This window comes from Ostreibacterium oceani (assembly GCF_009362845.1).
Lineage (GTDB): Bacteria > Pseudomonadota > Gammaproteobacteria > Cardiobacteriales > Ostreibacteriaceae > Ostreibacterium > Ostreibacterium oceani.
The window spans coordinates 109,604-128,125 of the sequence record NZ_WHNW01000001.1 but is presented as its reverse complement, the minus strand read 5'-3'; the positions used below and the strand labels follow the sequence as shown (position 1 = coordinate 128,125).

The window sequence follows — 18,522 nt, the reverse complement described above, 5'->3', positions numbered from 1 at the left end:
AATGTGTTTGAAAATTATAAAACAAAACCACATGGAGAATACCCTCATGAAAAAATCATTGTTTGCACTCATGGCAGCTGCCGCATTTTCAGCGCAATCGGTTGAAATCAACCCCGATGGCACTGGCCAAGTTTTACTCTACCCTTTTTATACCGTTAAATCAGGGTTTGACACCAGTATCAATATCACCAATACCACCAACACCACCAAAGCCGTTAAAGTCCGTTTTTCTGAAGGCAAAAACACCTGGGAAGTCCTAGATTTTAACCTCTATCTATCGCCTTATGACGTATGGACGGCGGTACTGACCAAAAATCAGGCGGGCGGTGTTCGACTGGTTACCCGCGATACCTCGTGTACGGTCCCTGCTATCCCAGCTGAAGGTATTTTATTCAGAAACGCGTTATATGCAGGCAACGATGCAGAAGGCAACGGCGAAGCCGAAGCTGATCAAAGCCTAACTCGACTAGAGGAGGGTCACCTTGAGGTCATTGAAATGGGATTGGTTCAAAATTCTGCTTCGCACCCGCTAGCTACCGCCATCAAACACGTCAATGGTGTACCCAATGACTGCAATGCCGTTACTGCGGCTTGGGATGGGGGGCTGTGGAGCGCGGATAGAAATGCCAACATGAGCGCCCCAACAGGCGGCTTATATGGCTCTACCCAATTCATTAATATTCCTCAAGGTATTTCTACTACCGTTGATGCGACCGCCATCGATAACTTTTGGGAGCTTTCAGGCAACGGCAATAGCGCCAATAACCGACCTGGCACCTCATTCCCTGATTTAAATGGACAAGTCGAAGAAGGACTTAGCCTACTCAAATTAGGCAATAAAAGTAGCAGTGTTGTTGCCAACGGTGGACTCGTCACCTCCACTTGGAACGAAACCATCGATGCCGTTAGTGCCGTACTCATGGCAAGAAGCATCAGTAACGATTACTATGTCAATGCAGGACTAAACGGTGCGACTGACTGGGTGATTTCGTTCCCAACAAAGCACTTTTACGTCAATGGTGGCGAATCCTTTAATGGTCTAGGCCCAAATCGTCCGCCATTTAAGTCAAGTTTTGACGCCGATAATGACGAAGGCGCTTGTGAAACTGTATCGCTTAGCTACTTTGATCGTGAGGAAGAGCGCAACCAAGTCAATACCGAGGTCGATTTTTCACCTTCGGTAAACCCTGACACTGGACCTGCCATCTGCTGGGAAACGAGCCGTATCACCTTTAACAACCGTAGTGTCTTTGGCGCATCAGCGACGCTCAATAATATTGAAATTCCGTTTTCAGAAGGTTGGGCGGAGATTGGCTTTAATGGTCGCCTAGTGAGCAACGAAAGCCATCGTTATATCGGGCTACCCGTTATTGGTTTTTCAGCCGTCTCGCTACAAAACGGTCAATTAAACGGTGGTAGCACGCTAGCTAACTACGCAACGTCAACACCGCACAAACGGACGCGACAAATCAACTAACAACAACTAACAAAAACTACCTCGTCGTACGTTTTTTTGTTAGAATCTGGGGCGTTTGCCCCAGATTTTTTTTATTCACAGATTGTTATTCACAGATTTTTTATTTACCTTAGGAGATGCTATGAGCTCAGAAAGCACCGAACAAACAAAAAACACAGAAAAAAACGCCGTATCCCACCAAGAACTGCTAAATGAATTCATTGCGCTCGCCAATAAATTCAGAAACGAAGGCGTGGAAATTCACGATATATCAACGGCGTTAATGGCCTCATCAGCGGTCTATACCACGTATGTTTTTACCGGCAACGAGGGTTACCTCAAAGAAAGCGGCATCAAAAAAGTGATCGAAGCTTATGAAAATCACGTACGCCGTGTGCAGTCGTTAAAAGCCAGTCAACAGACAGCAAATGACGATAAAAAATAGCCCCAGAAAAATAACTGCAGTCACAACAACGCTGATAAGGCAACCGCTTAATCTCAATGCATAACTCGGTAGTTTGTTTACATTGTGACTTAATCGCACAGGGTATTTCACTGAACCCTGGCGAAAAAGCTTGCTGTCCGCGTTGTAAGCAAACACTTTATCACACAAGCACACCACTAAATAAAAGTATTGCATTACTTATTGCCGCCATTGTTTTATTTTTTCCAGCGATTACCCTGCCTTTTCTAAGTTTGACGCTATCGGGGCAACAACAACAAATTTCACTGTTAGGCTCAACGCTTGCGATGCTCAATTCACAGAATATCGCGCTGGCACTCACGGTCGGTTTATTGATTGTAGGCTTGCCATTGTTGCGATTTGTGGGATTATTATTCACCATATTACCGCTAGCCTATCATCGACCGCCTTATTTTTCTGTGGGTTTAATTCGCTGGATTATTCGCCTGTCGGCACTGGGCATGATTGAAGTCTACTTAGTCGCCACGCTTGTGACACTGGTCAAGCTGGCTACTTTTGCCAATATTCAGCTTGCCGAAGGCTTTTATCTTTTCTCCGTATTAGTCGTTATTAATGCATTGATTAGCCTTGCACTTCCTGAGAAACGAATTTGGCAACATATCCGTTTACAACAGCGTGCAGCCAAAAACACGCAATACACAAAAAATAACGCCCAAAATCAACCTCGCCATGCGCCCAACTAGCTCAACTAGCCCTAGCCCTATTAGCCAAAATAACGCCACCACGAGCGCTGCGAAAATGGGCTTAAAAACCTGTTTGACTTGTGCAACGTTAGTATCCATGAATGACACGCACTGCCCCCTATGCCATCGCCAAGTCCATCTAAGAACCCCTCAAAGCCTCAGTAAAACTTGGGCTTATTTAATCACGGCAATCATCGTTTTTATTCCTGCAAATGTCTTTCCTATCATGGCGGCAACGGCCATCACAGGCAGTCAAAGTGATACCATTTTATCGGGAATTTGGCATTTATGGCAAAGCGAATCCTACTTGATTGCCTTGATTGTTTTTATCGCTAGTTTTGTCACCCCAGTGTTTAAAATTCTCAGCATGGCTTATCTATGCTACACTTGCCAAATAAGATCCAGCCGCCACATTCTCTTTCGAACCAAGCTATATCATTTTAGCGAAATTATTGGGCGCTGGTCGATGATTGATGTCTTTGTCGTTGCCCTACTTGGCGCCTTGATACAAATGGGTTTATTTGCCAAGATTGAGCCCAACGTTGGGATTGTTTTTTTTACCGCTCTTGTGGTGTTGACGATGCTTGCCGTTTCTCAGTTTGACCCCAGACTCATTTGGGATCTACAACAAGACCAAATAGCAACCAAAAACAGCAACCAAAGACCCCATAATACCTAACCACAATCACAATCGTAAATAATAACATCATTAATGAATAACGAAACCAATACCCCGTTACCCGAGGCCACCCGCACACCAGAAAACAAATTCAATCACGTATGGTGGATACCTTTTATCGCCTTTCTCGTGGCGGCTTTTCTCGTGGTTTCTCATTTTACTTCCCAAGGGCCATTAATCACCATTCAGTTTGACAATGCCGAGGGCATTAGCGTCGAAAACACCAAACTAAAATACAAATCTGTCACCATAGGTCAAGTTGAAAAAATCACACTAGACGAGTCGCTTGACAATGTGCTTGTCTATATCCGCCTACAAAAAGGTAGCGAAAACCTTATTCGCAAAGACAGCCAATTCTGGATCGTCAAACCCCGTATTGAAGTAACGAAAATTTCAGGGCTAAACACACTGCTCTCTGGCGCTTATATCACAATAGACCCAGCAAAAGACCAAAACCAAGACTACCAATACCATTTTGTCGGTCTATCCGATCCACCTATCACCACACAAGACAAACCTGGGCTTCGCCTGACGCTATTGGCTGAAAAATCGACCGCATTTTACCCAGGCTCTGCCGTCTATTACAAAGGGATGCCAGTGGGTAATATCGAGCGTGTTTATTTCTCAGACGACTATTTATGGGTCAAAGTTGACGTATTTATTAACGCACCACACCACCAGCTGATCCGACAAAATAGTAAATTTTGGTCGGCAGGCGGTATTTCCGTCAAAACGAGCGCCAATGGTATCGACGTTGCCTTAGAATCCATCGAAGCCCTTGTCGCTGGGGGCATTGCATTTGAAACCCCCATTGAGTTACTCTTAAATGACGAAGCGGTGACTAGCCATACGGAATTCTTCCTCTACCCCAACAAAACCATCGCTTACGAGCAACAGTTTGGCAAAAAACAACTGTTTGTTAGCTATTTTGAATCCAATATTAGCGGCTTATCAACCGATGCTCAGGTGCTGATGAACGGTATTACGGTGGGCAAGGTAAAAGCCATTCAGCTCATGTTTGATCCGATTAGCGGCAAAACTTACACCCCTGTTCTGTATGAAATCTATGAAGATCGTATCACAGTCCTTAATTCAAGCCATGACACAAGCCATAACACTGCCAACGATACCAGTAATCGCACGACGGCCGCCTCACTGACCAATCAGCTAATTCAAAGTGGTTTGCATGCACGCCTAGTCACGGCTAACCTATTAACTGGAAGCAAAAACATCACCCTCGCGATGAGTGACAATATCATCCCACTACCGTTGCAACTCGCTACTGTCGACGACCTAACAGGCTATCCGATTTTACCCACGCAGCCCGAATCGCTAGAGACGATCACCGACAGCATTGCAACGTTTGTTGATAAAATCAATCAAATGCCTATCAACGAGTTGGTGACCAGTGCCAATCAATTGCTTAACAACGCAGACACCACGTTAACCCAACTAAACTTACAACCAACGCTCGATGCATTTAATGCACTACTCAAAGATGGGCAGCAGCTTTCCCAAGCCTCGCATCAATCAATACAACAGTTGACCAAATCGATTGAGACGCTAGTGAAACAGACCGAATCTGTCATTGCAGGTTATTCACCCGACGCACCGCTCTATCATGGACTAACCGATACATTGGGTGAATTAAATGATACACTATCCTCATTAAAAATCTTATCAGAGATGCTGACACGCAGCCCTGATGCCTTGATATTTGGTGAAAACAGACGCCAACAATCCGAACAACCTCAACAACAAGCAACGGAAAGACAGCATGGTGACCAATAAACGTAGCGCCCATTTACAAACCCATTCAAACAATATGACCCATCGTGTAACAACCCTGATGCGAGCTTCAATGCAAAAAAGCATCATCGCTAAAACGCACCTATTGCGCCTATTGCGCCTCATTTCAATTGCTGTCAGCCTCGTCATTGCAGGCTGCGCTAGCGCGCCACCTATTCAAACTTACTATGTGTTAAGCCATAGCCCTACCGCCAATATCAGTGATATTTCAGGGCAACCCGATGTATCTATTCGCCGTGTAACACTGCCCAATTATTTAAACCAAAAAGGCATTGTCCGTATGCAACAAAACGGCAAAGTACACCTTTCCCTTACTGACATTTGGGCAGACCGACTCTCAGATGCTATCCCAACCATATTGGCTAGAAATATTGAAGCAACAAAACAGTCGCCTGTGGAAGTTCACCCATTACCACCAGGCATCTCGGTTGATACCATTGTTGAAGTGGATATCCAACAATTAATCAGCGAAGCATCCATCAATAACAGCAATCAACTCACGTTAGTGGCTAAGTATCGTTTGGTCAAACCAAAGCACCTCGATAGCTATAATTTTTCAACCCATATTCCGTTATCCGATACCAGTACAGTCGCTTTAGTCGATGCGCATAATCAAGCACTAGAGGCACTTGCACTCGATATCGCCAAGCATCTGTAATCGACTTAATTGACTGTAATCGAGGCTACACAGACGCGATAACTAGGCGATAAATGTCCTACAATCTACCCTCCTATTGTATTGCGACAGTACAGCTAAGGTGCAACCATTGGTTTTCGGATTTATATTGATTGCTACGCGTTGATTGCTACCCTTTATGTACACAACAACAATAATAATAACAATAATTAACTATTTAACCTCCTGTTTTTATGACGCACATCAATTCACCTGTTTCCATTATTAACCCAAACGGCACCAGTGATTGGTTGCTGGTCTGCGAACATGCTAGCGCCGATGTCCCTGATACACTAGACCGCCTTGGACTAACCGAGCAGTTTTTCAAGCAGCATATCGCCTATGATATCGGGGCATACGAAGCGACACTAGCCTTGTCTAAAAAACTCAACGCCACCGCCATTGTCTGTCATTATTCGCGACTGGTTATCGACTGTAACCGCCCGTTAAATGCCCCTGATTGCATCCCCGCAACCAGTGATGGTGTCGCTATACCAGGCAATACGCACTTATCGACGCAGGCCAGATTATGGCGAATTAACGAAATTTATTGGCCTTTTCATTTTTGTGTGGCGCAAGTCCTTGGTCAAAAGCTTACCCAAAATCCCAAGACAAAATTTGCCAATATTCACAGTTTTACCCCTATGCTCGTCGTCGAACAATTACAACGACCGTGGGATATTGGCTTTATTTACCGCGACGCGCAACCGACTACGGCTATTACGCAATACTTACGCAACAACACGCCTTATTTAGTCGGTGATAACGAGCCTTATGATGGTTACATTCACAAAGGCTATACCGTGCCTGCGCATGCAGACGCTCAAATGGTGCCGAATTTTCTCGTTGAATTTCGCCAAGACCACATCAATACCGCATCAGGGGTTGAGCACTGGACTGATGTCTTATGCGATGCGATTATCCAAACCAGTGATTATACAAATAGCCACAGCCTCTAGAAAAGCGACTCGAAAACCGACTCGGAAATCGACTGGGCAGCCTCTAGGCAAATAACGCTAATTAACGGTTTGTTCGCCCGTTGTTCGTTCGTGCGTTGGTTTATTCATCCACTGGCATTCATTTACCGCTTATTCGTCTACCGCTTATTCGTCTACGGGGCGACGGGTACACATAATTTCAGCGACACAGGCCACTTTACCATCAACGCGCGCCGTCCCTGTGAACGAAAAAATACCACGCCGTGAACGCTCAAAAAGCACCTCAATTTCTAGCTGATCCCCTGGCACAACCACTTGCTTAAAACGGGCTTTATCAATTCCTACAAAATAGTACAGCGACTGTTGTGCTTCTTCAGGCGTCATGTTTTCGCTTTTAAATCCAAGTATGCCCGTCGCTTGCGCCATGGCTTCTAAAATCATAACGCCTGGCATCACAGGTTTTTGTGGGAAGTGCCCCGTAAAAAAAGGCTCATTTACGGTCACATTTTTAATCGCGGTCAAAGATTTACCCTTTTCAAAAGTCACGACCTTGTCTAACATTAAAAAAGGATACCGGTGCGGCAAATACGCCATAATTTCTAATACATCACAATGATTAATTGCACTATTCATTTTCTTTCCTCATCGATTTTATCCGCTTAGTCAATTCATCTAGTTTGGTAAAGTAAATGGCGAGACGATTCCAGCGAGTCGCTGGCAGTGTCGGCAAAACACCAGAGTAACGCCCTGATTTTTCAATTGATTGCAGTATATTGCTACCGCCATTAATCTGTACACCGTCGGCAATGTGGATATGCCCCGCGACCCCGACTTTACCGCCTAATAGACAGTATTTGCCAATTTTTGTCGATCCTGCCACGCCAACAAACGCCGCCATTGCCGTATGATCACCGACCTCAACATTATGGGCAATATGCACTAAATTATCAATAATCACATTATCGCCGATAATCGTATCGTGGATTGCCCCCCGATCAATGCAGCTATTGGCGCCGACAAAAACCCGTTCTCCGATTTTAACACGACCAATTTGCGCTATCGGTTGCCACTGACCGCCTTCAAAGCTAAAACCAAATCCAGAACTACCTATCACCGCCCCTGACCCAATTTGACAAGCACGACCCATTTGGGTTTTACCGGTGATAGTGACTTGGTTTTCAATCACACAATCCGCACCTAGTTGGCACCCTGACGTAATCACCGAATGATGCCCTATCCGACAATAGTCGCCAATCACCACTCCAGACTCTATCACGACATGGTGACCAATCACACAATCCTGACCGATTGAGGCATCGCTTGCTATTTGTGCCGTTGCCGCTATTTGTGCCGTGGCTATAGTCGTTGACCCGTGAGCAGGCGCTGTATTTTGTGTTGCCAGTATGGCATCGAGAATTAATCGATACGCTTGCATTGGGTTGTCGTGACAGATGCCGTGGCTTACTTTGTCTTGCCAATCAGGCTTGACAATATAATAACACCCGTTGCCACCATCGATTAGCGAACAAAACTGCGGCTGATTGACAAACGCGAGGTGTTTGTCAATGGGTGCTTCTACAGAACAAACTCCAGTGACACGTTGGCTTGCATCTCCGATGACCTCACCCTGACAAAATACAGCCAATTGTCCTAGCGAGACATCAAATTTAATCAAGCGATTGCTCCGACAAGTATGCCATGACGTCTGGTGTGATATCAATTCGATTGCTCACATAGACAACCCCAGTATTATTCAGCACAATATCTAGGTTTTTATCTTGTGACACTCTAGCGACCATTTGCACAATCAGCGTTTGTAACTGATTGAGCGCTTCATTACGTCGCAAGCTATACTCGTCTTGTAATAACTGGCGGACACGATTAAGTTCACGCTGTTTTTCCGCAATCAACTGCTGCAACCGCAACAACTCATTACTCTGTTCTGCCTCAATACTGTCGTAACGCTGGTTTAGCGTTGCAATGTCTGATTGTAATTGAATCAGCTGTTGGTTTTCAGCCTCAAATTCTCGTGCCAAACTCACGCGAATTTGCTCTAGCTGTGGTGCTTGCGCCAATAACTGCCGAATATTAACAAACCCAATTTTTAAATTTTCGTTGGCTGTCACTGCGTTTTGTTGATTAGTGACTACGGGTGTATTGGGCGTATCGGCCGTATCTGTCTGCGCCAATACGGGCTGGCTCAATGTCGCTAGGACGACAAGGGTAACGACGGCAACCAGAGCAATCAGCGACATAAAATCCATCAATAGCCGACGAACAGATAGCGCAAATAGTGCAGATAGTGCAATCACTACAAAGGCACCCCAATGGTAAATTGGAAATTTTCGATTTTATCCCCATCCTCTTCATTAAGCGGCACGCCATAGCTTAAATTCAATGGGCCGACAGGTGAACGCCATATCAAAAATAGCCCAGCAGAGTAGCGAAAATCAGACACATCAAAATCATCTACGTCACTATAGACATTACCAAAATCTACAAACGAACCAACGCGAACTGTCTCAGCATCTTGCCCCAAATACCACGGGAAGATAACCTCTGCACCACCAGTGACGCGTAGGTTTCCACCGCGCACATCATCATTGCTCCACTTAGGACCTAAAGAGTTAGACTCAAATCCACGAATTGTCGTCAGCCCCCCTGCATAGTAATTCCTGAAAAAGGGCAGCTCCTCGGTGCTACCGTAGCCGTCACCGTAGCTCAAATCACCACGCACCGACAATAACAAATTATCACTTATGCCAAAATAAGTTCGGTTTCTAGCACCTAATTTGTAATACGTCTCATCGCTGCCTGGCACGACAATTTCTGCATTCAAGCGAGTAACCGCACCGCTGGTAGAAAATACCGTTTTATCTCGTGTGTCATTAGTCCATGCAAAATCAAACACAAATTCATCATAACGCTCGCCGTTTTCAGCGAGATAATCCGGGATTTCAGGCGCCACTTCATCGCCTGTTTTTATTTCAATACCACGATACCCACCGCCAATTCTAAAGGATTCATACTCGTTAATGGGGATACCATAGCGCAAAAACGCCCCCCAATTATCGCTAGTCCAATCACCGATTTCGGCTTCATCTTCGTCTTGTTCGCGGTAATACAAGTTAAACGTTCGGCTCACACCATTTTCCGTATAGTATGGGTCGGTGAAGGTAAAGCTATACTGGCGTGTCTCCGTTGAATTATTAAAATCAAACGCAAAGGTATTTCCCGTGCCAAAGAAATTTGCTGTCTCATAACCCAAGTTAAACAAAAATCCTGACGACGATCCATAACCAACGCCCGCGGTAATGGTTCGCGGTAGGCTTTCAGTGACTTCGTAAACAATATTCACTTGGTCAGGCTGCCCTGCCACAGGGACTTCTTTGCGGGTCACGCTAGTAATATTTTGCAAGCGCTGGATTCGCTCTAAAGAACGCGCTATTTTCGTGTGATTATAGGGTGCCGATTCAAATTGGCGCATTTCGCGCCGCAACACTTCATCGTTGGTTTTGTAATTGCCCGCAAACTGTATGCGGCGAACGGTTGTTTTTCGACCTTTATCAATTGCATAAGTCAATGAAACTTCGTTATTTTCTCTATCGATATCAGGGATAATCTGCACCGCTGAAAAGGCATAGCTTTTATCCCCTAGGGCATTTTTAATGTTTTGTTGGGTTTCACGTACCGCCTTTCTGGCGTAATAGTCACCCACTTCAAACGCTATCATGTCGTTTAATTGTGCTTTATCAATCGCGTCGGTACCGACAAAATCGACAGATTTTACGCGGTATGGCAGACCTTCTACTAGGCTGACGGTGATATAAACCCCTTTTTTATCATCGGTTAAACTAACTTGCGTCGAGTTAATTTTAAAATCCAGAAATCCTCTGTCTAAATAAAATGCTTCGATTTCAGCAATATCACCCCGTAATTTATCGCCTGAGTACCGATCATTTTTAGTAAACAACGAATGCCATTTTGTTGTTGAGAGGTCGATTTTTTTCAAAATTTCTTTTTCGGAAAATGCCTTATTCCCGACAATATTGATTTGCTGGATGCGTGCAGAGATGCCTTCTTGAATATCAACATTAAGCTGCACACGATTATCTGGCAATGGGTTTTCTTGCATTGCGATAATGACATCAAACTTTGAGCGCGCATGATAGACATTAAGTAATTCGCGTTCTGCTTGTTTTAATTTGGCAACATCAAAGGTATTTCCGGGTGAAATGCCTAGTCCTGACAATCCATTGAGCAAATCATCGGTTTTAATTTCTTTATTACCCACGATTTCAATTTCACCGATGACAGGTCGCTCTTCAACCTCAACGATTAACGTATTGCCTTCTTTATACAGATTAATATAGTCAAAAAAATCAGTTTGATAAAGCTGACGAATAATTTGGGGAAAATCCGCTTCATCTAATCTATCACCTTGACGAACGGGCAAATAATTAAAAAAGCTACCGGCTGTAATTCGTTGCAGACCATCCACTCGGACATCCTCAACGGTAAACGTCTCGGCAACAGCTGTCCCCAAAGAACCCAGTAATAACCACACATAGAGCAAAGTTTTTTTCATTTGTACCGACTCGACAGAAAAAGTGTTTCGTATTCTAACAAAGCTTACAAATGATGACTAGAAAAACCAATCGCGCAGGCGCTTTGGTTTGGTATCGGCACAATGTAATTCCTGCTCCCTGTATCTCTGCTCCGCTATGCTTAACCAGATAATCAACCAGAAGATTAACCAGATGATTAAACAAATAACTCAGCAGATCATTAGCGGAAATATTAGTGATTACTCGCGCTCGCTTTTTATTTTATTTACGTATTATTTTTATTACTGCGGCTAGTATAACGTATCCAATAACCGAATCCTAGCTTATCGCCTAGTTTATCGGGTCAATTGGGCGAGCAGCAATAATCTTTTGTCGTGTATTTGTTTGATTTGATGCCGCTTGACTAGATGCCGCTTGATTAGGTAATGCATTTGCCTCTGACATCGCTGCTAATTTTTCATCGCAGGGTTTGTCACAATCACAGGCTTTCTCAATCCCCGCGTTACCTAAGCCGCCACAGCTACCACTAATGGGTTTGCGTTTAAACATCACACCGACACCCATCATAGCCATCATCAACAACATCACTAAAACTACTATTAAAAACTCAATCATATTTATGCGCCATTACTTATTAATCTTCTACATTATAACATAATTTTACACCGCTAAGTGCTAAGCAATCCACGCGCTGTTTTCAGCTTCTCGCTCGATGAGTCACCTCGCATCAAACTCGCATTCAGGCAACATCCACTTAAGCGCTCGTATAAACGGCTTTTTCACTAATAATATAATCGGGGCTAACATCCCATTCGTTGACCTCGATGGGCTGGGTTGTTCGCTGTATGTCAAAGGCCACGCCAACCAATACAGGGGCGACCATTGGCGCACGCTTTTTAAACGCAAACGTGCGGTCATAAAAGCCACCCCCCATGCCAATCCGATTGCAAGACTGGTCAAAGGCTACCAATGGCGTGACAATCAAATCGATGTCGTCTGCTAACACATAATCCGCAGGATTGGCATCAGGTATATCCATGCCGATGGCATCTTTTGTCAGTGGCATATCAGGCACGTATTTAACAAACTGTAACGGCGTTTTCCAAGCCATCGTCACTGGCAAATAGACGCTTTTACCCAGCGCCCAACACGCGTCTATTACGGGCATTACCGTTACCTCTTCTGGCATCGACAGATAGCACGCAACCTGTTGCGCTGCTACAAAAGCAGGCAGCTTGATGAGTTGCGCGCAAATCTTATCGGCCGCGGCGATTTTTTCGGCGGGTGGTAGATTGTTTCTCGCTTGGCGTTTATTGGTGCGTATGGTTTTTTGTGTCTGTATTTCCATTGTGTTAGCCCATTGTTTATTCGTTTATCATTTGTTTTTAGTGATGCTGGTCATTTATTTTGGCTTATCGCATTTTGGCTTATCGCATAAGTAATCATTGTTTTACGGTTATCGTTTTTTAAGCGAATGCATCACAATGGATAAAATAACCAACACAGCACCTACGTACTGAATCGCGGCGATATGTTTTTGCAACAACGCCACATCGGCAACAAAAGCAACCACAGGTTCCAAGCACATCACCATCCCAACCAAAGCCAACGGTAGCTGCGGAATAGATTTTGCCATCAAAAACCACCCCATCACATGAATAATCGCGCCATAACAGACAACCAGTAACAAGGTACTGACATTAGGTATGCGAAAATCATCAAAACTCAGCGCGCCATAAACAGCGATAAAGCTCGCGCCCATCATCGACGCATAAAAAACCGTATTGTACAAGCTACGCTTTTGATGCAAGGCAACGGTTTTAAGAAATAACATAGAGACAGCAAACGCCACCGCCGATAACACACCGACCATTACGCCATAAAAGCCTTGATCCGTTTGTTGGATTTCGATACCACACAGCAACACCACCCCCAAAAAGCACAACACCAATGCGACTAACAACCGCATCGAGGGCTTTTCTTGATAGAGCAACAAACCAAAAGCCGCCATAAAAAAGACTTGCAGGCTATTTAAGGTCGTTGCGATGCCTGGGCCGATGGTTTTAATACTCTCATGCCACAAAATCAGGTCAATCGCCAAAAAAACGCCCGAAAGCCCCGCAAACAGCAACGCAAACCCATTAATGGCAAAGGATTCGTTTCGCATTCGCATGAGTAACGCAAAGACCAATGCAGCAACCGCCATACGATAAAACGCAATCGCCGATGAGCTGAGATCAATAAAAGCAACCAACAGCCCCCCCGACCCAAACAAGACGGCACCAATCGCTAACAATAACAAAGGCTGATTTATCGGCATACACTCACACTCACAGGCTGTGCAACAAGGAAATAATAAAAACTTAGACCAAAATCAATTGTAACAGCCTAATTGACAAACGCCAATACTATCCACGCGTTATAATCAAGTATCGACATCGCAGATAGAAAACACATACCAGGCTATGCTTGAGTGGTTTGCTTGAGTGGTTTGCTTGAGTGGTTTGCTTGAGTGGTTTGACTTAATGCCTATCTAGCATACAATAACCCAATGTCAACCACTAACCGCTTACCGTCATTTTCTACGCTGCAAAACAGCCTAGGCATTATTGTTTTTTCGGTATTGCTAGGGGCCGTGATTGCCATTATCACGGCAGGCTACGAATTTGCCTTTATTCACTTATCCGTGTATTGGCAGGCGTTGACTGAGCACCTATCTCAGCAGTTATCTCAGCAACTACCCCAGTGGATTAGTATCAATCAATCGTTGATTTATGCCACTGGTCCTTTTTTAGCGGTTCCGTTTATTTATTTACTGATTAACCGAATCCCTGAAAAACGCCAACACAATCCAGCCGATTTAATTACGGGCATTCACACCAATCAAGGGAAAATCAATGCCTCGGCCTGTGTCTTGGGTGCAGTCGCGTCAATTTTCTCTATCGGGCTGGGGTTTTCCGTTGGGCACTATGTCCCTAGCGTGCAATTAGGCGCAGGGATTGGTTATTGGGCGCATAAAGTCAAATGGATACACCCACAATTTGTGCATATTAGCTTGGGTGCAGGGGCAGCGGCGGCAATTGCGGCACTATTTCATGCGCCGTTAGCAGCGGTTTTATTTGTACACGAAGTCCTTTTTCGTTTTTTTTCCGTACGTGCTTTTGCACCCATTACGATTGCCGCCGTAACGGCTTATACCATTAGTCACTATTTTTTTGAACGGACTATTGTTTTTGATATGGGAGCGGCATTTACCCCTATCCCCAGCCATTACTTATTCGCCGCCATCGCGGGGGCAGTGGCCGCACTGGTTGGCATTTTTCTGATTCGCTCGATTCTGCACGTACAGCGATTTTGTCACCAACGACAGATTTCCCATGTCCGGCAGCTCTTGATTGCCGCGAGCATTACGGCGCTAATTATTGCGTTTTACCCACAAATTGCCGGGGTAAACACCAGTGCGCAACAACAAATCATCCAAGCCGAACTAACTTTAGTCAGCATTTTATTGGTGCTGTTTGTGCTCAAATTTATCGCAACCGTTGCCGCTATTGGTTTTGGTGTGCCTGGCGGTATATTTGGCGGTGCGATTTTTATCGGGCTTGCCCTTGGTGGGCTGTTGGTTACACTAGTTAACACTTATTCGCCTTATCAAATTCAAGACCCACAAATACTCATTCTAACGACCATGGCAGCGATGCTTAGCTCAGTGCTGGGTGCCCCCATTACCATGATCGTCATTACCATCGAATTAACAGGCAATTTCCACATCATTAGCGTCGTGATGATAGCGGTCGTTATCGCCAATATCGTATCGTTTCGTTTTATGGGGACTAGTTCTTATTTTGATGTCCTGTTAAAATCACGAGGATTTGACGTCGACGCTGGACGCGACCAACGCTATGCAGAAACCCACAGCATTTATTCATTGATTTCGCACGACCAACTCAGCATTGACCAAGCCACCTCACTCAAACAAGCAGAAACGCAAATGGCGGATAACAACGCAGAGACGGCTTTTGTAATTGATGAGGATAATAATCTGCTTGGCGAATTGCATTTTTTGGATTTAAAATTATTCCAGCTAGACCATCCAGACGATACAGATCTCGTCGCAGCCACCAACCCTGCGGATAACCATCTGTACCCAACGACTTCTGTCTGGCAAGCCCTGCAAGCCATGAAAAAAACCAATGCCCCTTTTCTCCCTATCGTAGACGGCGAGAACAACCCCGTACTCCTTGGTGTCTTGCATCAGCAGGCATTATTTGATTATTATTTTGACATGCTCACCATGCTAAGAGACCAAGAAAACGCCACACAAAAATCGCCAAGCGACTAAGCATGGATATTTTTTGCGCAAATAGTGCGAGATGTTATAGGCAAATAGCGAAAAACCGTTTAAAATATATCGCTGTGTTTAACAACTGAGCAACCCAATAATGAATGATGACCAGCCTCCGTCGAGGACGCAACGTAACTTTTTACAAAAACTCAGCCAATGGCTGACGAAACAAAACAGCAAAGCGGACTTGCGAGAATACCTCCAAGAAGCACAAGACAACAATATCATCGACCACGAAGAAGCCGCCATGATGGCAGGTGTATTATCCGTTTCAGAGCAACGGGTACGCGATGTGATGATTCCAAAATCTCAGATGGTCACCGTCTCCCCTGAGCTAACCTTTGACCAAATCATCGATGCAGTGATGGTCAGTGGACACTCACGCTTTCCTATTGAGCACAATGACGAAATCATCGGCATTTTACTTGCCAAAGACCTACTCAATTACGTGTACCAGCAGGGCATTTCATTTGACATCCAGCAAATTATGCGCCCAGTCAAGCTCATCCCAGAGTCCAAGCCGCTAGACATTTTGCTACGTGAATTTCGTTTTCAGCGGGTGCATATGGTCATCGTAACCAATGAATACGGTGATGTTTCAGGCTTAGTCACTATCGAAGATGTCCTCGAAGAAATTGTCGGTGACATTGATGATGAGTATGATTTGAGTGTGGGTGAGCAAATTAAAAAACTGGATAACACCAGCTATTGGGTCAACGCACTCACCGAGGTTGATGATTTCAATGATTTTTTCGCCAGCCAATTCGATGCCGACCAGACGGATACCATTGGCGGACAAATCCTTAGCCAATTTGGCTATGTGCCGAACCAAGGCGAACGAATCTGCCTCGCTGGTTTTGACTTTATCGTCAAAGAGGCCGATGAACGGCGTATTTTAGCGCTGGTTGTCAAGCCGCCGCTAGATAACCCACCGCCTGACAATCCACTACTGAACAACCCGCCACTGAACGACCCAGACACTGATGCCAAATAATCCTGTTTTCTGCCGATTGGGTTTCGCAAAAACCATCGCAAAAACCGTTGCAAAAATGGCGGCAAAAACCATGGCAAAGGTCATCGCAAAAACGATGGAAAAAACGGCAACGACACGGGGCAACATGTCCTTGGTACTTTACACCAACAAGCCTTACACCAACAAACTTTACCCCAAAACGCTATGCAAGGCATCACACGGCTAACCCACAGCAAATGGCGCTACGTTATCGCCGTATTGTTGGGGTTTATTTTGGCGCTGACTTTTGATGCAAGGCATGACATCGCCTTAACGTGGCTGCCAACAATCACGGCGCTCAGTGTGCTGGCTATTTTTAGTGGGTTATTGGTTCGTTTATCGCCAAAATCTGCGCTTGTTTTTGGTTATTGTTTTGGCTTAGGGCTATTCGGATATGGGCTAAATTGGATTTATATTAGTATGGATGCTTTTGGCGGTGCGCCGCTATATTTTGCAGTATTTGCCAATGCTTGCGTTATTTTGTATTTATCACTCTACTATGCGCTGGGCAGTTTTTTGGTCGTCAAACTCGCCAAATCAATCAATCATCGACTGTGCTTAATTGCCCCTGTTTTTGCTGGATTAGAATGGGTTCGCAGTGTTTTTTTTATTGGATTTCCGTGGTTATCGCTAGGCTATACTACCATTGAAACACCGCTGGCTTACTTATCGCGCGTAGGTGGCGTATTTTTTGTGAGTTTTTTACTTTTAATGACTGTCACCCTATGCCAACTACAAATCAGAAACAATCTCAAAACCATTGCCATCGGCATTTACCTGATGACAGTTCTGGTTGCTATCGCCTTAGTCAGTCGTCCACCAGCTAGTTCAGTCATCGGCCAGCCAGCACCAACGCCAATCACTGCCGCTTTGATTCAAGGCAATATGGATGTTATCACGAAATTTGACCCCGAAACAATGGATCAAAGCCTTATCCAATACGACAGACTGACCCAAGCGGCACTAGAAAAACACGCGGATGCCATTGATTTAGTCGTTTGGCCCGAGACGGCCATTCCGTATTTCTACGAACAAGTGCCCTATGTGCGTGAACGCATCCAATTAATGCAAACCGATTATCAATTTGACTTTATTAGCGGTGTTCCGCATACCACCGATGAATTTATCACCATTTATAATGCTATTTTTGCACAAACTGCCAAACAAATACCCGCACCAACTCAGACACTCGCACCGACTCAAGCACCAGCACAGTCAATCGCTGACACCAATCAATTTTATTACAAATCCCATTTATTGGCCTTTGGTGAATATCTGCCCATGCGCGGTTTTTTTGACTTTTTCAGAGACTATGTCACCATCCCCATGTCTGATTTTTCGCGGGGCGAAACGGTACAGCCAGCGTTTACTGTCGCGGGGATTGAGCTGGCGCCTAGCATTTGCTTTGAGGCTGTCTTTGGCGATAAAATCCGTCAAAACGCTCGCCAAGCACAAGCCCTCGTCAACTTGTCCAATGACGGCTGGTTTGGCCGTTCAAAAGCACAACCACAACACCTCAATATCGCGCGTATGCGTGCTATCGAAAATCAAAAACCCATGCTTCGCGCCACCAACAATGGCATCAGCGCCATCATTGATGCCGATGGGCAAATCACCCAGACTACACCTGCCTTTGACAGCGGCATGGTCGTTGGTGAGTTTACACCCAGCCACGCCGTTACGCCATACAGTCGGTTTGGTGATCGCCTAGGGTTAGTATTGTATAGCCTGATGATAATTGGTATCATGCACTGCGTAACTAGAGCGATGCGTAACTAGCCCGATGCGCAATCAGCCCGATGCATAACCAGAGCAGAGCATAGACCTTGCACAGAAAACCATTCATTACCTAACCATAACCTATTGATAATC

General features: G+C 45.0%; 18 protein-coding genes. 11 read left to right on the top strand and 7 right to left on the bottom strand.

Features of this window, described 5'->3' with window-relative positions:
* Window positions 1–46: 46 nt before the first annotated feature.
* The 7 genes from GCU85_RS00565 (at window position 47) to GCU85_RS00535 (ending at window position 6,746) form a co-directional block, all read left to right on the top strand.
* Complete coding sequence (locus GCU85_RS00565; protein WP_152808267.1) at window positions 47–1,477, top strand: hypothetical protein; 1,431 nt, start codon at window positions 47–49, stop codon at window positions 1,475–1,477.
* Between the two features lie 121 nt (window positions 1,478–1,598).
* Window positions 1,599–1,901: a DUF3144 domain-containing protein gene (locus tag GCU85_RS00560; protein WP_152808265.1), complete on the top strand. Its 303-nt coding sequence runs from the start codon at window positions 1,599–1,601 to the stop codon at window positions 1,899–1,901.
* A 56-nt stretch (window positions 1,902–1,957) separates the two neighbouring features.
* Window positions 1,958–2,623: a paraquat-inducible protein A gene (locus tag GCU85_RS00555; RefSeq protein ID WP_152808263.1), complete on the top strand. Its 666-nt coding sequence runs from the start codon at window positions 1,958–1,960 to the stop codon at window positions 2,621–2,623.
* A gap of 97 nt (window positions 2,624–2,720) precedes the next feature.
* Entirely contained in the window at window positions 2,721–3,302 is a 582-nt protein-coding gene (locus tag GCU85_RS00550; protein ID WP_235896177.1) for a paraquat-inducible protein A, read from the top strand.
* 33 nt (window positions 3,303–3,335) lie between these two features.
* A complete protein-coding gene (locus tag GCU85_RS00545) occupies window positions 3,336–5,093 on the top strand; it encodes a PqiB family protein (protein ID WP_152808258.1) in 1,758 nt (585 codons plus the stop codon).
* A 70-nt stretch (window positions 5,094–5,163) separates the two neighbouring features.
* Window positions 5,164–5,769: a PqiC family protein gene (locus tag GCU85_RS00540; RefSeq protein ID WP_218110446.1), complete on the top strand. Its 606-nt coding sequence runs from the start codon at window positions 5,164–5,166 to the stop codon at window positions 5,767–5,769.
* 212 nt (window positions 5,770–5,981) lie between these two features.
* Window positions 5,982–6,746 carry an N-formylglutamate amidohydrolase gene (locus tag GCU85_RS00535; RefSeq protein ID WP_152808255.1) on the top strand — a complete coding sequence of 255 codons (765 nt, stop codon included), beginning with the start codon at window positions 5,982–5,984 and terminating at the stop codon, window positions 6,744–6,746.
* A gap of 144 nt (window positions 6,747–6,890) precedes the next feature.
* Here the strand turns inward: GCU85_RS00535 and fabZ are convergent, their stop codons facing one another.
* The 7 genes from fabZ to GCU85_RS00500 form a co-directional block, all read right to left on the bottom strand.
* Window positions 6,891–7,358, bottom strand: coding sequence for a 3-hydroxyacyl-ACP dehydratase FabZ (gene fabZ, locus GCU85_RS00530; protein ID WP_152808253.1), 468 nt, complete (start codon window positions 7,356–7,358; stop codon window positions 6,891–6,893).
* Window positions 7,351–8,400, bottom strand: a complete 1,050-nt coding sequence (gene lpxD, locus GCU85_RS00525) for a UDP-3-O-(3-hydroxymyristoyl)glucosamine N-acyltransferase (RefSeq protein ID WP_218110445.1) — start codon at window positions 8,398–8,400, stop codon at window positions 7,351–7,353. Before lpxD ends, fabZ begins: the two co-directional genes overlap by 8 nt.
* On the bottom strand, window positions 8,393–9,037 hold the full coding sequence (locus tag GCU85_RS00520; RefSeq protein ID WP_152808249.1) for an OmpH family outer membrane protein: 645 nt from the start codon (window positions 9,035–9,037) through the stop codon (window positions 8,393–8,395). Before GCU85_RS00520 ends, lpxD begins: the two co-directional genes overlap by 8 nt.
* On the bottom strand, window positions 9,037–11,313 hold the full coding sequence (gene bamA / locus GCU85_RS00515; protein ID WP_152808247.1) for an outer membrane protein assembly factor BamA: 2,277 nt from the start codon (window positions 11,311–11,313) through the stop codon (window positions 9,037–9,039). Before bamA ends, GCU85_RS00520 begins: the two co-directional genes overlap by 1 nt.
* 310 nt (window positions 11,314–11,623) lie before the next feature.
* Complete coding sequence (gene nqrM / locus GCU85_RS00510; RefSeq protein WP_152808245.1) at window positions 11,624–11,908, bottom strand: (Na+)-NQR maturation NqrM; 285 nt, start codon at window positions 11,906–11,908, stop codon at window positions 11,624–11,626.
* Window positions 11,909–12,047: 139 nt separating this feature from the next.
* On the bottom strand, window positions 12,048–12,641 hold the full coding sequence (locus GCU85_RS00505) for a 5-formyltetrahydrofolate cyclo-ligase (protein WP_152808243.1): 594 nt from the start codon (window positions 12,639–12,641) through the stop codon (window positions 12,048–12,050).
* Between the two features lie 108 nt (window positions 12,642–12,749).
* A complete protein-coding gene (locus GCU85_RS00500) occupies window positions 12,750–13,613 on the bottom strand; it encodes a DMT family transporter (protein WP_152808241.1) in 864 nt (287 codons plus the stop codon).
* Between the two features lie 231 nt (window positions 13,614–13,844).
* On the opposite strand from GCU85_RS00500, the gene GCU85_RS00495 reads away from it, so the two are divergent.
* The 4 genes from GCU85_RS00495 to lnt all read left to right on the top strand — a co-directional run bounded on the left by GCU85_RS00495 (window position 13,845) and on the right by lnt (window position 18,429).
* Window positions 13,845–15,635, top strand: coding sequence for a chloride channel protein (locus tag GCU85_RS00495; protein ID WP_152808240.1), 1,791 nt, complete (start codon window positions 13,845–13,847; stop codon window positions 15,633–15,635).
* Window positions 15,636–15,735: 100 nt separating this feature from the next.
* Window positions 15,736–16,632, top strand: a complete 897-nt coding sequence (locus GCU85_RS00490; protein ID WP_152808238.1) for an HlyC/CorC family transporter — start codon at window positions 15,736–15,738, stop codon at window positions 16,630–16,632.
* Window positions 16,622–16,837 (top strand): hypothetical protein, encoded by a 216-nt coding sequence (locus GCU85_RS00485; RefSeq protein ID WP_152808236.1) that lies wholly within the window; start codon window positions 16,622–16,624, stop codon window positions 16,835–16,837. Before GCU85_RS00490 ends, GCU85_RS00485 begins: the two co-directional genes overlap by 11 nt.
* Window positions 16,816–18,429, top strand: a complete 1,614-nt coding sequence (gene lnt / locus GCU85_RS00480; protein ID WP_152808234.1) for an apolipoprotein N-acyltransferase — start codon at window positions 16,816–16,818, stop codon at window positions 18,427–18,429. The genes GCU85_RS00485 and lnt overlap by 22 nt, the downstream gene beginning before the upstream one ends.
* The last annotated feature ends 93 nt before the right edge of the window (window positions 18,430–18,522 follow it).

Coding starts and splice junctions, on each gene's coding strand:
- GCU85_RS00565 (WP_152808267.1), top strand. CDS start 47: ATGAAAAAATCATTGTTTGCACTCATGGCAGCTGCCGCATTTTCAGCG.
- GCU85_RS00560 (WP_152808265.1), top strand. CDS start 1,599: ATGAGCTCAGAAAGCACCGAACAAACAAAAAACACAGAAAAAAACGCC.
- GCU85_RS00555 (WP_152808263.1), top strand. CDS start 1,958: ATGCATAACTCGGTAGTTTGTTTACATTGTGACTTAATCGCACAGGGT.
- GCU85_RS00550 (WP_235896177.1), top strand. CDS start 2,721: ATGAATGACACGCACTGCCCCCTATGCCATCGCCAAGTCCATCTAAGA.
- GCU85_RS00545 (WP_152808258.1), top strand. CDS start 3,336: ATGAATAACGAAACCAATACCCCGTTACCCGAGGCCACCCGCACACCA.
- GCU85_RS00540 (WP_218110446.1), top strand. CDS start 5,164: ATGCAAAAAAGCATCATCGCTAAAACGCACCTATTGCGCCTATTGCGC.
- GCU85_RS00535 (WP_152808255.1), top strand. CDS start 5,982: ATGACGCACATCAATTCACCTGTTTCCATTATTAACCCAAACGGCACC.
- fabZ (WP_152808253.1), bottom strand. CDS start 7,358: ATGAATAGTGCAATTAATCATTGTGATGTATTAGAAATTATGGCGTAT.
- bamA (WP_152808247.1), bottom strand. CDS start 11,313: ATGAAAAAAACTTTGCTCTATGTGTGGTTATTACTGGGTTCTTTGGGG.
- nqrM (WP_152808245.1), bottom strand. CDS start 11,908: ATGATTGAGTTTTTAATAGTAGTTTTAGTGATGTTGTTGATGATGGCT.
- GCU85_RS00505 (WP_152808243.1), bottom strand. CDS start 12,641: ATGGAAATACAGACACAAAAAACCATACGCACCAATAAACGCCAAGCG.
- GCU85_RS00500 (WP_152808241.1), bottom strand. CDS start 13,613: ATGCCGATAAATCAGCCTTTGTTATTGTTAGCGATTGGTGCCGTCTTG.
- GCU85_RS00495 (WP_152808240.1), top strand. CDS start 13,845: ATGTCAACCACTAACCGCTTACCGTCATTTTCTACGCTGCAAAACAGC.
- GCU85_RS00490 (WP_152808238.1), top strand. CDS start 15,736: ATGAATGATGACCAGCCTCCGTCGAGGACGCAACGTAACTTTTTACAA.
- GCU85_RS00485 (WP_152808236.1), top strand. CDS start 16,622: ATGCCAAATAATCCTGTTTTCTGCCGATTGGGTTTCGCAAAAACCATC.
- lnt (WP_152808234.1), top strand. CDS start 16,816: ATGCAAGGCATCACACGGCTAACCCACAGCAAATGGCGCTACGTTATC.